Below are 14,318 nucleotides of genomic sequence, written 5' to 3' on the forward strand. Positions count from 1 at the left end.
TTCATGTGACGGATCGGCCGGTGGCGGCTTTTTTGAACGGGTATAACGCTGGCGGCGCGCTCGCCCGTCGGCGGGGCCGCGCCGAGGCAGGATCGGTGTTTTACCGGACTCAAGAATCGGCGCCGGCGGCCGTAGAACGACGCAATGACAACAGGCGTGCCACGCCCGGCCCCGGCTATCCGCCGGAGCGGGCGCAGGACGCGCGGCATGGCCAGCCATCGCGGGATCGCCGGAACCGACCTTTCCGGCAGCGTGATCAATACGGGGATAGTTCGATGAAAGCAGCATCTTTGCATCCACAGCCCGGTGCGGCAGCCGCCGCACCCGACGTCGTCGCCGGTCGCGCCGCGCGGCGCGCACGCGCGGCGCGACGCGAGCGCCGGCCGTGGACCGTCAAGGCGACGTTGCGCGCCGCATTCGCGATCCTGCTGGCCGGCACGCTCGCGATCGGCGTGTTCTCGCTGTGGCAGATCAGCCGGCTGAACGCGTCGATCGCGTCGGTCTACGAGCAGGGCCACGTCGCGAGCCGCGCGGCCGAGGAAGTCCGGGCCGAAGTGCTGCGGGCGAGCCGTGCGCAAAAGATGCTGCTGACCGCAACCACCGCGAAGGAACGCGACGACCTCGGCACCGAGGTCGGTGCGGGGCTCACGTCGATCGGCCACGCACTCGGCACGCTGCAGCGCTATGCGGATCCGTCGGACGCGGACGATTCGGCGCGCCTGCGCGCATTCTCGACGGCCGTCGGCACGTGGAGCGCGCATCTGCGCGATTTCGTCACGCTCGTACGCGCGCAGCCGCTCGACCTGTCGCAGATGAACTGGCAGGTCGGCACGCAGGACGTATCGCTGCTGGTCGAAACCGGCAAGCTCGAGAAAATCGCCGCCGAACTCGTGAAGACGCGCGGCGAGAAGTCGAAGGCGACGCTCGACGCGTCCGCCACCATCTTCTCGTCGTCGTTCGCGATGATCGCGGCGATGACGGCTGCGCTGATCGTGCTCGCGATCGTGATCGCCGAACGTGTCGTACGGCGTCTGGCATTGCAGCTCGGCGGCGAGCCCGCGCACGCGAAGGCGATCGCGGCGGACATCGCGCGCGGCGACCTGACACGCCCGATCACGCTTGGCCGGCACGACCGCGACAGCATGGTGCGCGCGCTGGCCGAAATGCAGACTGGGCTTGCGGCGACGGTCGGCGAGATCGCCGTGAGCGCCGAGGCCATCGCGGCCGCGTCCGGCGAGATCTCGACCGGCAACCTCGACCTGTCGCGGCGCACCGAGCAGCAGGCCGTCGCGCTCGAGCGCACCGCGGCCAGCATGGAGCAGCTCACGTCGACCGTGCGGCAGAACGCCGAGAATGCGCGGCAGGCGAGCGCACTCGCAGCCAGTGCGTCGGAGGTAGCCGAGACGGGCGGGGAAGTCGTCGGGCGCGTGGTCGCGACGATGAGCGAGATCGACGACAGTGCGAAGAACATTCGCGACATCATCGGCACGATCGAGGGGATCGCGTTCCAGACCAACATCCTCGCGCTGAACGCGGCGGTCGAGGCGGCGCGCGCCGGCGAGCAGGGGCGCGGCTTCTCGGTGGTCGCGGGCGAGGTGCGCCTGCTTGCACAGAGAGCGGCAACGGCGGCGAAGGAGATTCGCGCGCTGATCGGCGCGTCGGTCGAGCGCGTGGCCAACGGCGCGGCGCTCGCGCACGATGCGGGCCGCACGATGGGCGACGTCGTGCGCGCGGTCAAGCGCGTGACCGACATCATCGGCGAGATTTCCGCGGCGTCGGACGAGCAGAGCGCCGGGATCGACGAGATCGGCCGTGCCGTCACGCAGATGGACGCCGGCACGCAGCAGAACGCGGCGCTCGTCGAGCAGGCGGCCGCGGCCGCCAATGCGCTTGACGAGCAGGCTCAGGCGCTCAAGTCGCTGGTCGGGCGTTTCCGCATCGCGGCCTGAGCGTCGCGCGTCGCGGGTCGGCCGCCCGCGACCCGCGCATTCCGCCGGCCGCTTGCCGATCCATGACGGAAACCGGCAGCCGCGCGGCGCGCAATCCCCTACAATGCGCTTCCACACAGCTGGGGGCCAGAACCCGCGGCGCGTGCGCATCGACACAGGTGCGGCCACGCCGAGCGGGTCATCCATAACAATGACATCGACGATTTACCTGAGCGGATACCTGTGCATGCTCGTTTCCGCCGCGATCGGCATGCGTGCGCGCATCGCCGCATGGCGGTGGCTTGCTGCAGGCATCGCACCGGCTGCCACGTTCGCCGTGTTGCGCGGCCGGACGGGCACCGACACGGCGATTTACCAGAACATCGTCGCCGGCATCTGGAGCGGCAACCTGAAGGTCGTGCCGCGCACGCTCGAGCCCGGTTTCGTGTGGCTCGTGCGCGCGCTCGAATGGGCCGGACACGATCCGCGCATCGCGATCGCGATCCTGTCGCTGCTGATCGTCGTCGCCTGTGTCGTCGCGTTCGGGCGGACCGCCGAGGATGCATGCATGTTCGCCACGCTGATCTTTCCGCTGTTCTTCTACGACATGGCGATGAGCGGGCTGCGCTATGGCCTTGCATTCTGCACGGCGAAGGTTGCGGCGGATGTCTGGGCGCGCAGGCGGCACGGTGCATCGGTCGCGCTGGCGGCCTTGGCGGCCAGCCTGCATGTGTCGGCGGTGCTGCTTGTCGTGCTGCTGCAGGTTCGGCGGCTGCGCGTGCTGCGCTATGCGGGGTTGGTCGCTGCGGTCGGCGGCGTGATGTTCGCGATGCACCACGATGCGCTGCTTGCGAAGTTTGGCCTCTATGCGGCGTTCACGCCGCCTGCGCAGATGTCGGGCAGCGCGCCGCTTGCGCTTGCGCTGCTGACGTTCATGGCCGGCTGGGCGCTGCTCGCACGCCTGCCGCGCACGCTCGCATTCCTGCTCGTCTGCGAGATCGCGAGCTTCGCGCTCGCGCGGGTCAGCTATGCGGGGTTGCGGTTCCAGTGGCTCGTGCTGTTCGCGATGGGCTGCCAGTTCGTGCCGCTGCAGCGCGTGTCGGGCGTGCGGCGCGGGTACGTGATTGCCGCGCTCGTCGCGATCGGCGCCATCGGTTTCGCGATGCGGTTGCGCAACATGCTCGGCGAATACGGGCTGGGCCCGTCGCCGTTCCTGCCTTACCGGTTCTTCTGGGAATGATGCGGCCGGGCGGCAGGCCGCCAGGCTGCCACGCGCCTACGACTTCTTCTGCTTGTCCGGATCGATGATGACCGTGCAGGTCGTACCCGCCGACAGCACCACGTCGGCCGGTACTTCGTCGATCCTGATGCGCACCGGCACGCGTTGCGCGAGTCGCACCCAGTTGAAGGTCGGGTTCACGTCCGCGACGAGGTCGCGGCTTTGCGGGTTGTCGCGATCGTAGATGCCGCGCGAGATGCTCTCGACGTGGCCCTTCATCACGCCGCCGCTCATCAGCCGCATTTCGGCCGGCGCGCCGATCTTCACGCGCGGCAGCTTGGTTTCCTCGAAGTAGCCGTAGACCCAGAACGAGTGGCTGTCGACGATCGCGAGCTTCGCCTGGCCGGCCACCGCATAGTTGCCCTTGAACGTCTGCAGGTTCGTGATGTAGCCGTCGACCGGCGCGACGACGCGCGTGCGCTCGAGGTTGAGCTTCGCGGCGTCCAGCGCGGCGATCGCCTGCTGGTACTGCGCATCGGCGCTCGACGCGCTGTGCGCGGCGTTCTCGCGGTTTTCCTTCGACACGACGAGCGCATCGAGGTCCGCGCGGCGGGCCGCGTCGTCGCGGCGCATCTGCAGCTCCGCGCGGCGGGCGGCCACGGCCGCCTGCGCCTGCTCGACCGCGATCTGGTAGTGCGACGGGTCGATCTGCATGATCAGGTCGCCCTTTTTCACGAGCTGGTTGTCATGCACGGGCAGTTCGACGATCGCGCCCGATACGTCCGGTGCGACGTTGACGATCTCGGCGCGCACGCGCCCGTCGCGCGTCCACGGATCGTCCATGTAGTGCACCCACAGCGAGCGCCCGATCAGGATCGCGACGAGAAGGATGACGGCGGTCGCGACGAAGCCGAAGAGTTTTCTGAGAATCATGATGGTTCGGAATCAACGGTAAACGGCGAGACTCAGTCCGCCGCAAATGCAGACGAGAAGGCAGGCCCGGAACAGCGACGGGTGCCAGACGAGACGGTAGAGGCCCGTATAGGCGAGCAGGCGGTCGACGGCCCAGGTCGCGAGCGCGCCGAGGACGAACATCAGCACCACCGTGGGCATGTAGGCATCGAGAATGGCGATTTCACGCGGCATCATGACGAGGCTCCAGGTTGGGGACGCACGGGGCGGTTGCGGTTGAGCGGCTCGAGCGGCGATTCCGGGTCGAGCAGCGCAGTACGCACGAAATGCAGGTGGCTCAGGATGCGCTGCAGCCGGTGGCGTTCTTCGCGCGATGGCTCGAACGCGTCGAGCGTCTGCCGGGTCGCGTCGATCGCCGCATTGGTCGCGGCGAGCGTCGCATCGAAACGCGCGGCGCTCGGCTTCGAGAACAGCGCGGCCAGCGCGGTGCGCATCGACTCGATCGCGCGGCGCCACGGCATCGCCGGCGCATAGCGCGGGTCGGGCGGCAGCGTTGCCAGCTCGTGGCGCAGGTCGATCGTCGCGTTGCCGGTTTCGAGCACCGCGAACATCCAGCGCAGCGCGTCGCGCTGCACGTCGGGCTGGTCGGCCGACAGCGTGTGCGCCTGGTACATCAGGTCGCGCGCGCCGCTTTCGAAGCGCGTGCGCAGGCCGGCGAGCCGCGCGTGCCCGGCCGCGACGGCCTGGTGGCGCAGGTCGGCGAACAGCCGCTTCTTGAGCCAGGGCGCGGTCGGCGGGAACAGTACCGCGAACGCGATCGCCGACACCAGCATCGACAGCACGAGCGCGAGCGAGTCGTTCATGAAGCTGGTCGGGTCGTAGTGCGTGATGTTGTCCGGGCCGGCGAGGAAGCTGAAGAAGATCAGGTAGCCCATCCCGTAGCCGGCGAGCTTCGGCTTCAGCGTCATGTAGATGCCGATCGCGAGCAGCGGCGCGAGCGCGACGCACAGTAGCGGGAAGCCGTCGATGTGCGGATAGATGCCGAATGTCAGCAGGAAGCCCGTGCAGACGGCGAGCGCGGTGCCGATGCCCATCTGCGCGGACATCGCGGTCGGGCGCGGCGTCGACGACGCGAGCGCGCAGGTGGCCGCCGCCGTCAGCGTGAGCGTCACGCCGCTCGGCCACGCGGTCTCGATCCAGAACCAGCCGAGCAGCAGGATCACGGTCGCGGTGCGGATCGCCGCGATCACCATCGCCGTCGCATTGGTGCGCGGTTCGTAGCGCTCGATCCAGCGTTCGCGTTCGTGCGTCGTGGTCGACAACGACGCGTAGGTGGCCGCGTACTCGTGCAGGTCGGTGATGAAGCGGTACAGCAGTTCGGCGGCCGTGTCGAAGTCGAGCAGCGGAAAGTCCGGTTGCGTTTCGAGCGCCGCACGCGTCGCGCGGATGCGGCGCGGCAGCGCGTCGCGCCACGCGAGCAGTTGCTCGGCCGCGCCGCCCGCGTCGGTCGACGTGCGCACGGGTTCGCCGGCGGGCGTCAGCAGCAGCGGGGCGATTTCGCGGAAGTACGGCTCGATCGCGTCGATCGCGGCCTGCGCGCCGGCTGCGTGCAGCCGGTTCATCAACTGGTGCAGCGCATGGAAGCGGCTCGATGCGCTCATGAATTCGCTGTTCAGTCGCGCGAGACGGCCGCTGCGCATCCGCGTGTCCGGATCCTCGAACACGGCCATGCTGCGCGCGGCCTCGAACCCGACCACGTCGGCGACGAAGCGCGTATGGATGGTTTCGATATGTGCGCGGTCGAGCTTGCCCGACAGTGCCGATGCGACGTAGTCGACGAAGCTGCCGAAGCGCTTGCGCACTGTCGTGCGCATCTGCTCGCCGGTGGTCTGCGGAAACACGAGTGCGCTGACCACGCCGGCCGACACGATCCCGACCATGATTTCGGCCACGCGCGTCATCGCGCTCATGAACGCGCCGTCCGGGTGCTGCGAAGCGGGCAGGCCGATCAGCGCGGTCGTATAGCCGGCGAGCAGGAAGCCGTAGCTGCGGAAGTTGCGGTTGCGCGCGGCGCCCGCCGTGCACAGCGCGACCCACAGCGCGACCGCCAGCAGGAACAGCTGCGGCTGCTGCGGGAACAGCCCGACGAACGTGAGCGTCGCGATCAGCCCGAAGATCGTGCCGGCGACGCGGTAGAAGCTTTTCGCGAGCACCGCGCCGCTTTGCGGCTGCATCACGATGAACACCGTCGTCATCGCCGTTTTCGGCGCGGGCAGGTCGAGCCGCATCGATACGCCGGTCGCGATGAACGCGGCGAGCAGCGCCTTGAACAGATAGAGCCACGCGGCGCCGTCGGTGCGGGCCCAGTCGCCGAATGCGGCGTACCAGGCCGCGAACGGCCCGCCGGCGGGCGTGGAAGCGTGGGAGGAGGCTGACATGGCGGTGCTCCGCGTTACCGTGCGACCGTCACGCCGGATGCACCGGCGGTCGCGACCTGCACGGGACGGGCGGCGGCGGCCACGGGCTTCGCATCCGACGCGGCGGCCGGCGCTGCGGTGCCGCCGGCGGTCCCGTCTTTCGACGGATGGTCGCCCGGCACGTCCATGCCCGTCTCGACCCCGCCGCCGAGCGCGGCCATCAGCTGGGCGTGCGCGGCGAGGCGTTCCGCGTCGATGCGGGCGGCGGTCTCCTGCGCGCGCAGCAGCTGCTGCTGCGCGACCAGCACGTTCACGTAATCGGTCAGCCCGCGGCGGAAGCCTTCGCGCGACAGCTGGTAGCTGCGGTCGTTGGCGGCCACCGAGCGCGCGGCGTCCTTTTTCTGCGTATCGAGCGAACGGATCCGCACGACCTGGTCGGCGATGTCCTTGAGCGCGCCGACGATCGTCTGGTTGTAGCGCTCGACCGCCTGGTCGTAGCCGGCATCCGCCGCGCCGAGCTGCGCACGCAGCCGGCCGCCTTCGAAGATCGGCAGCGACAGCGCGGGGCCGGCCGTCCAGCCGCCGTTCATCGCGCGCAGGAAGTCGGTGAACGGCGCGGTCACGCCGAAGCCGCCGACCGTCGCGAGCAGGTCGATGTTCGGGTAGAACGACGCCTTCGCGACGTCGATGCCGCGTGCCTGCGCATCGACCGTCCAGCGCGCCGCGACGACGTCGGGGCGGCGGCCGAGCAGGTCGGCCGGCATGGCCGACGGCAGGCCGGCGCGCGCGTCGAGCGCAAGCTGCGGCCGCTTGATTGCGTCACCGGCGCCCGGGCCCTTGCCCGCCAGTGCGGCGAGCTGGTGACGCGCGAGCTGGATCGCTTCCTCGTAGCTGTCGATCTGGCGTTCATAGTCGGGCAGCGTCGATTCCGCCTGGCTCACTTCGAGCTGCGTGCCGAGGCCGGCCTGCAGCCGCTTGCGCGCGAGATCGGCGAGCGAGTGCTGGCGTTCGAACGTCTGGTGCGCGAGGTCGAGCAGCGCGTAGTTCATCGACATGCCGACATACGCGCGCACGACGTTGACTTCGAGCTCGAGCTTGGCCGCACGCGCGTCGGCGGCGGTCGCATGCGCGGTGTCGAGCGCACGTTCGGTCGCGTTCTTGTCCTTGCCCCACAGGTCGAGGTGGTACGACAGCCCGAGCGTGCCGGTGTTGTTCCAGGTGTCGGCGTTCGCGAGCGGGCCCGGGCCGTAGAACACGTTGTCGGGCCAGTGCTCGCGCGTCAGCGACAGGTTGCCGTTGATCTGCGGCAGTTCGGCCGAGCGGGCGACGCGCGCCATCGCCTGCGCTTCGCGCACGCGGGCCTCGGCCGCCGCGAGGGTCGGGTTGCCGGCCTGGGCGGCGGCGATCCACGTGTCGAGCTGCGGATCGCGGTACGCGCGCCACCAGTCGGCCGCGGGCCAGCCCGCGTCGCGGTCGGCCGCACGGATCGCGGCGCCGGCATCGAGCGCATTGGCCTCGATGCGGGCCGACTGCGGCTTGTTGTCGCCCATGCTCGCGCATCCGGCCATTATTAACGAGACCGCAAGAACCGCCAGTGCGAGCGTCCCTTTTGTCGCCGGAGACTGCACGATTTTCTCCCTTTCGGATATAGATGAGTCGGATGCGATTATATTTTTCAGTGATTCCTGAATAAATGGACAACGGTGCAAGTCATTTTTACGAATCCTGAGATAATATTTGTTGGCGGCTGTGCAACAATCCCTCCGGATTCAAACGGGTAATGGGATGGATACGCTACAAAACATGCGGGTATTCGTCCGCGTGGTCGACGCGGGAAGCTTTACCGCGGCCGCCCAGCAGATGAACTCGACTACCGCCTACGCGTCGCGCGCGGTCTCGGATCTCGAGGCGCACCTGCGCACGCGTCTCCTGAACCGCACGACGCGCCGGATCGCGCTGACCGAAGCCGGCGAGCGCTACCTCCAGCGCTGCGAGCAGATTCTTGCGTATGTCGACCAGGCCGAAGCCGAGGCGGGCGACGCGCATGCGCGGCCGTCCGGCAAGCTGAAGGTTCATTGCTTCACGAGCCTCGGCCAGCACTACCTGGTGCCGGCCATCGCGCGCTACCGCGAGCGCTATCCGGACGTGCACGTCGAGCTGACGCTCGCGCAGCGGATGCCCGACCTGCTCGACGAGGGGTACGACGTCGCGATCGTCGTCGGCCGCGACCTGCCGGATTCGGGGCTCGTGTCGCAGCGGCTCGGCGAAAGCTACAGCGTCGTGTGTGCGTCACCGGGCTACGTCGAGGCGCACGGCGTGCCGCAGCGGCCGGCCGATCTCGCGCAACACGTGTGTCTCGGGATGGTCGCGCCGGGCTTTCACTTCGACGAGTGGGCGCTGGCCGGGCCGAACGGCGACGAGGTCGTTCCGATCACGGCGCCGCCGTTTCGCGTGAACGTCGCCGAGGCGCTGGCGGTGGCCGTGCGGGAGGGGATGGGGGTCGGCGGGCTGCCGCTCTATTCGGCGATCGGCTGGCTGCGCAGCGGGCACATCGTGCGCGTGATGCCCGAGTACCGGTCGCACGTGATGAACATCTACGCGCTGTATCCGTCGCGCCAGTACCTCGACGCGAAAATTCGCACCTGGGTCGATTTCCTACGCGACGCGCTGCCGGCCACGCTCGAAGCGGACGAAGCCGCGCTCGAGCAGTACACGCGTGCGACATGACAGCGCGGTTGGCCGCAATCTGACGAGATTTGTCCTTCACGCAACATTTTTTTACGAACGTGTGTCAGACAGTTTGATACTGTAGGAATTAACGAGATACACCACACCGGAGTAGCAATGGATACGCACCTGATGATCGGCCTTGGCGTTCTGCTGGGCGCGGTTGCCGCCGCGGCGGCAACCCGCGACCTGTTGCGTGCGATGAAGGCGAAGGCGCAGATGAAGCCGGTTCCGGTGCGCGTGCGCGAGCCGCGCCGCCCGGGCCGCTGATCCCGCCGTTCCGCTTCAGGTCGGGCAGGGCGCGCCACGCGCCCGTCCGGGCCGGCGCTCAGCCGAGCGCGACGACCTTGTCCCACGCGAACGCGGGATTTTCCAGTTCGCCGGTGCGCCGGTGAATGTAGCCGCGCGGGTTGCACACCACGCGCGTGCCGCCGTCCGCAACGTAGTCGAATGACGTATGGGTGTGGCCGTGGAGCCACAGATCCACCGGCGGCCGCACCAGTTCCGCCATGTCCGTGACGAACCCCGCCGAAGCAAGATCTTCCGCATAGCGTTCCGCCAGCGAGCGCCGGTGCGGCGCATGATGGGTGACGACGATCGTCTTGCCCGCGAACGGCGTCGCGAGCTGCGTTTCCAGCCAGGCGCGGCCTTGCCGGTGCAGCGCGATCGCGTCGGGCGGCGAGAAATCCCGTTCCGGGGCACCCGGCGTACCCGGTGCCGCATGCAGCGCCGCGTCGTGCGGCCAGGTCACCTGGATCAATCCCTTGAAATCGAGCATCACGCGCAGCGCGGCGTCGATTGCGCCGGTCATGCTCGCTTCGTCGTTGCCGAACAGTGCAAAATCGGCCCAGAGCGTCGTGCCGAGCACGCGGAAGCGCTGTTCCGGATCGACGTATACGCCGTTGTTCAGGTAATGCACGTTGTCGAGCGCGTGCGCCGCGTCGCGCATCGCCGTCTCCAGCGCGCCGAATTCCCCGTCGTAATACTCGTGGTTGCCCGGCACGTAGATCACCGGCACGGTGGAGTCGAACGTTTCGGCGGCCCAGCGCAGGCCTTCCGCGTGATTGTGGATGTCGCCGGCCAGCACGACGAGATCCGCGTCGGCATGCGGGATCGCGTCGGGCAGGTTGCTTTCGAGATGCAGGTCGGACAGGACGCGGACTTTCACGGGCTTCGCTCCGGAGTAGGCGGCTTCAGCGCAGGACCTTGCCGGGATTCATCAGGCCGCGCGGGTCGAGCGCGGTCTTCAGCGTGCGCATCAGCGTCGTTTCGACCGGCGACTTGTAGCGCTGCGCATCGTCGATCTTCAGCTGGCCGATACCGTGCTCCGCGCTGATCGTGCCGTGGTGGCGGTGCACGTTGTCGTAGACGATCCGGTTGATCGGCGCCTGGAACGCGGCCAGGAACGCCTTCGCGTCGCCGCCTTCGGGCATCTGCACGTTGTAGTGGAGATTGCCGTCGCCGAGGTGGCCGAACGTGACCATCCGTGCACCCGGTGCGGCCTGCTGGATCGCCGCGTCGGTTTCGTCGATGAAGCGCGCGACCGATGAGATCGGCACCGCGATGTCATGCTTGATGTTGAGCCCTTCGTCGGCCTGCGCGAGCGGGATGTGCTCGCGCAGATCCCAGAACGCGCGCGACTGCGCGAGATTCTCCGCGACCACCGCGTCGACCACGAGCCCGGCCTCGAACGCTTCTTCCATCAGTTTCTCGAACAGCGCGCGCGCATGCGCTTCGCTTTCGTTGTCGGACAGTTCGAGCAGCACCGTCTGCGCATGCGTCTGCGCGAACGGGTAGCGCAGTTGCGGGTAGTGCTTGCCGACCAGCTGCATGCAGAAATCCGACATCAACTCGAAGCCGGTCAGGAGCGGGCCGGCCGCGCGCTGCGCGAGCGCGAGGAAGTCGAGCGCCGCGTGCGACGACTCGAGCGCGGCCAGCGCCGTGACCTGCGCGGCCGGCAGCGGATGCAGCTTCATCACGGCGGCCGTGATGATCCCGAGCGTGCCTTCGGCGCCGATGAACAGGTCGCGCAGGTCGTAGCCCGTGTTGTCCTTGCGCAGTCCGCGCAGCCCGTCCCAGATCTCGCCCTGGGGCGTCACGACCTCGAGCCCGAGACACAGCTCGCGCGCGTTGCCGTAGCGCAGCACCGCGGTGCCGCCCGCATTGGTCGACAGGTTGCCGCCGATCGTGCAGCTGCCTTCCGCCGCGAGGCTCAGCGCGAACAGCCGCCCGCCTTCGCGGGCGCGCGCCTGCACGTCGGCGAGGATCACGCCGGCTTCGACGGTGATCGTGTTGTTGTGCGGATCGAGCGCGCGCACGCGGTTCAGCCGCGCGACGCTCAGCACGGCCTGGCTACCGCTCGCATCGGGCGTGGCGCCGCCGGCGAGGCCCGTATTGCCGCCCTGCGGCACGAGCGCGACGCCGTGCGCGTTGGCCAGTTTCACGAGCGCGGCGACTTCGGCCGCGTCCGCGGGTTTCAGCACCGCGCACGCCGCACCCTTGTAGCGGCGGCGCCAGTCGGTCAGGAACGGTTCGGTATCGTGCGGATCGGTCAGCACGTAGTCGGCGCCGATTGCGTCGCGGCACGCGGAAACGAAAGCTTCGGAGGACATCATCACCTTGTCGCGTAAGGGTCAGGACGCGGCGCGCGACTTTTTCGCCGCGCGCTTGAACGGCGCGACGTAGGCCAGCGCCGCCACGAAGAAGCCGACGGCAAGCGCGGTCTCGCACCAGCCGAGCGTCGCGGACAGCCCGCGATCGGACATGCCGCGCACGACGCCTTCGGCAAAATAGACGAGGATCAGCATGCTCGCCCACTGCATCGTATAGATGTTACGCCGCCAGACGCCGGGCAGTGCGAGCGCGAGCGGCACGGCCTTGAGCATCAGCGCGGAGCCGCCGGGGCGCAGCGGCGCGAGCCACAGCTCCCAGGCGAGCGACAGCGCGATCAGTGCGACGAGGCACGCGACGGCCGCCAGCGCGTAGCGCGGCCGGGCCGCGACGGTGGGGCGGGCGGGGGCGTTCATGCGGCCTCGGCGGCGGCCAGGGCCGCTGCGGCGCGCGCGAGCCGCACGCCGAGCGCGGCCGCGAGCGCCTTCTCGTCCGCCGACAGCCCGCCGGTCGCGGTGCGATCGTGCTGCGCGACGTGCGACGCCCCGTACGGCGTGCCGCCGGTGCGCGTCGTGCTGAGGGCGGATTCGGTGTACGGGATCCCGACGATCATCATCCCGTGATGCAGCAGCGGCAGCATCATCGACAGCAGCGTCGATTCCTGGCCGCCGTGCAGGCTGCCCGTCGACGTGAACACGCTCGCCGGCTTGCCGGTCAGCGCGCCCGACAGCCATTGCGGCGTCGTGCCGTCGAGGAAATACTTGAGCGACGCTGCCATGTTGCCGAAGCGGGTCGGCGAGCCGAGCGCGAGGCCCGCACATTCTTCGAGGTCGCGCAGTTCCGCATACGGCGGGCCGTCGGCGGGGATGTCGGCGGCAGTGGCTTCGCAGACGGTAGACACGGGCGGCACGGTGCGGATGCGGGCCTGCATGCCCGGCACGCTGTCGATGCCGTTCGCGATGGCGAGCGCGAGATCGCGGGTGGCGCCGTGACGGCTGTAATAGAGGACGAGGATGTCTTTCATGGGCTACGGAGCCGCATGCGGCCGCGCGCGTGCCCGGTGCAGTCGGCCCCTGCTGGAATCGAGCGGCTATTATAGGGGCTGAAGCCCTCGCGCAACGCGGCGGCGGCGCGCCGAGAGGCGCGCGGCATCAAGAAGGAGAAGCCGTTTGCCGAAGTTGAGCGTCGATCTCGACACCCTCAAGCGCCTCGCGCAGTTCGCGGCCCGGCGCAGTGCCGAGGATCGCATCCCGCAAGTGGCGGGCAGCCTGACCTTCACGACGATGCTGGCGCTCGTGCCGCTCGTGACGGTCGCGTTTGCGCTGTTCACCGCGTTCCCGATGTTCGCGTCGTTCCAGATCTCGCTGCAGGGGTTCCTCGCGGATCACCTGATGCCCGCGCAGTTCAACATCCAAATCTTCAAGTACCTGAACCAGTTCGCGTCGAAAGCCAAGGGGCTGACGACGGCCGGCCTGATCGTGCTCGTCGTCACGTCGGTGATGACGATGATGACGATCGAATCGGCGTTCAACCTGATCTGGCGCGTGCGCAAGCCGCGGCCGTTCGCGCAGCGCGTGCTCGCGTACTGGGCGTTGATCACGCTCGGGCCGCTGCTGTTCGGCGTGAGCCTGTCGATCTCGTCGTACCTGTTCACGCAGTCGCTCGCGTTCACCGGCGCGGGGCCGTCCACGTCGATCGTCGAGTGGCTGCTCGCGCTGGCATCCCTGCCGCTGACGGTGCTCGCGTTCACGCTGCTGTACGTGTATCTGCCGAACTGCGCGGTCGCGTGGCGCGACGCGGTGATCGGCGGGCTGTTCGCGGCCGTCGCGTTCGAGCTCGCGAAGCGCGGCTTCGGCTACTACGTGCGGCGGATTCCGACCTATACGGCCGTCTACGGCGCGTTCGCGGCGCTGCCGGTGTTCCTGCTGTGGGTGTACCTGAGCTGGTTCATCGCGCTGCTCGGCGCGATGGTGGCCTCGGCGCTGCCGGCGATCCGCGTCGGCCAGTTTCACCGCATCCACTATCCGGGCAGCGACCTGCTCGACGCGCTCGAAATGCTCGCGCGGCTGGCCGAGGCGCGCGCGGCCGGCAAGCGCGGCTACACGGCGATGCGGCTCGCGACGATGTTGCGCTGCGACATGGAAACCGCGCAGCGGTTGCTGACGACGATGGAGGAGCGGGAATGGGTGGCGCGGCTCGACGGCGGCGGCGAGACCACGCCGCGCTACATCCTGCTCGCGAACCCGGAGCAACTGACGCTCGCGCAGCTGTTCGACGTGCTGGTGATCGACCGCACGGAGCTGACCTACCAGCTGCAGCGGCGCCGCAGCCACGTCGAAGGGGCGGCACTGCTCGCGGTGCTGTCGAGCGACCGGTTCGACGTGACGCTCGCGTCGCTGATCGCCGCGCACCGGCTCGCGGGCGCGCAGCCGGCGGGTATCCCCGGACAGGCGCCGGACGGCGCGCCCGACCCGCACGCACGGCCGCCGCGGCCTGCGTGAAGGC

At 69.0% G+C, this 14,318-nt stretch carries 13 protein-coding genes; 5 read left to right on the top strand and 8 right to left on the bottom strand.

Translation table 11 applies throughout. The features are described 5' to 3' along the window. Positions 1–275 precede the first annotated feature (275 nt). Together AC5LXK_RS07560 and AC5LXK_RS07565 are read left to right on the top strand one after the other, a co-directional pair. Positions 276–1,949, top strand: a complete 1,674-nt coding sequence (locus tag AC5LXK_RS07560; protein WP_493391020.1) for a methyl-accepting chemotaxis protein — start codon at positions 276–278, stop codon at positions 1,947–1,949. A 226-nt stretch (positions 1,950–2,175) separates the two neighbouring features. Beyond that, positions 2,176–3,168 (top strand): EpsG family protein, encoded by a 993-nt coding sequence (locus AC5LXK_RS07565; protein ID WP_493391021.1) that lies wholly within the window; start codon positions 2,176–2,178, stop codon positions 3,166–3,168. Positions 3,169–3,204: 36 nt separating this feature from the next. Here AC5LXK_RS07565 and AC5LXK_RS07570 read toward each other — a convergent pair whose 3' ends face one another. From AC5LXK_RS07570 to AC5LXK_RS07585, 4 genes are read right to left on the bottom strand one after another with little or no spacing between them, the layout of a single operon-like run. Further along, complete coding sequence (locus AC5LXK_RS07570; RefSeq protein WP_014897260.1) at positions 3,205–4,080, bottom strand: efflux RND transporter periplasmic adaptor subunit; 876 nt, start codon at positions 4,078–4,080, stop codon at positions 3,205–3,207. 12 nt (positions 4,081–4,092) lie between these two features. Continuing rightward, positions 4,093–4,296, bottom strand: a complete 204-nt coding sequence (locus AC5LXK_RS07575) for a DUF1656 domain-containing protein (RefSeq protein ID WP_011351756.1) — start codon at positions 4,294–4,296, stop codon at positions 4,093–4,095. Then, positions 4,293–6,497, bottom strand: coding sequence for an FUSC family protein (locus tag AC5LXK_RS07580; RefSeq protein WP_493391022.1), 2,205 nt, complete (start codon positions 6,495–6,497; stop codon positions 4,293–4,295). Before AC5LXK_RS07580 ends, AC5LXK_RS07575 begins: the two co-directional genes overlap by 4 nt. 14 nt (positions 6,498–6,511) lie before the next feature. Further along, entirely contained in the window at positions 6,512–8,104 is a 1,593-nt protein-coding gene (locus tag AC5LXK_RS07585) for an efflux transporter outer membrane subunit (protein ID WP_493391023.1), read from the bottom strand. A gap of 157 nt (positions 8,105–8,261) precedes the next feature. Here AC5LXK_RS07585 and AC5LXK_RS07590 point away from each other — a divergent pair, with 157 nt between their 5' ends. Both AC5LXK_RS07590 and AC5LXK_RS07595 read left to right on the top strand, forming a co-directional pair. Next, positions 8,262–9,203 carry a LysR family transcriptional regulator gene (locus AC5LXK_RS07590; protein WP_493391024.1) on the top strand — a complete coding sequence of 314 codons (942 nt, stop codon included), beginning with the start codon at positions 8,262–8,264 and terminating at the stop codon, positions 9,201–9,203. A 117-nt stretch (positions 9,204–9,320) separates the two neighbouring features. Continuing rightward, complete coding sequence (locus AC5LXK_RS07595; protein ID WP_493391025.1) at positions 9,321–9,473, top strand: hypothetical protein; 153 nt, start codon at positions 9,321–9,323, stop codon at positions 9,471–9,473. A gap of 58 nt (positions 9,474–9,531) precedes the next feature. On the opposite strand, the gene AC5LXK_RS07600 is transcribed toward AC5LXK_RS07595, so the two are convergent. From AC5LXK_RS07600 to wrbA, 4 genes are read right to left on the bottom strand one after another with little or no spacing between them, the layout of a single operon-like run. Further along, positions 9,532–10,371 (bottom strand): metallophosphoesterase, encoded by an 840-nt coding sequence (locus AC5LXK_RS07600; RefSeq protein WP_493391026.1) that lies wholly within the window; start codon positions 10,369–10,371, stop codon positions 9,532–9,534. 25 nt (positions 10,372–10,396) lie between these two features. Continuing rightward, entirely contained in the window at positions 10,397–11,818 is a 1,422-nt protein-coding gene (locus AC5LXK_RS07605; RefSeq protein WP_493391027.1) for an FAD-binding oxidoreductase, read from the bottom strand. Between the two features lie 18 nt (positions 11,819–11,836). Further along, entirely contained in the window at positions 11,837–12,229 is a 393-nt protein-coding gene (locus AC5LXK_RS07610; RefSeq protein ID WP_493391028.1) for a DUF2069 domain-containing protein, read from the bottom strand. Next, entirely contained in the window at positions 12,226–12,837 is a 612-nt protein-coding gene (wrbA, locus tag AC5LXK_RS07615; RefSeq protein ID WP_493391029.1) for an NAD(P)H:quinone oxidoreductase, read from the bottom strand. Before wrbA ends, AC5LXK_RS07610 begins: the two co-directional genes overlap by 4 nt. Before the next feature lie 145 nt (positions 12,838–12,982). Between wrbA and AC5LXK_RS07620 the strand changes: the two genes are divergently transcribed. Next, a complete protein-coding gene (locus tag AC5LXK_RS07620) occupies positions 12,983–14,314 on the top strand; it encodes a YihY family inner membrane protein (RefSeq protein ID WP_493391030.1) in 1,332 nt (443 codons plus the stop codon). Positions 14,315–14,318 lie beyond the last annotated feature (4 nt).

The sequence above is a fragment of the Burkholderia pulmonis genome, from assembly GCF_984667975.1.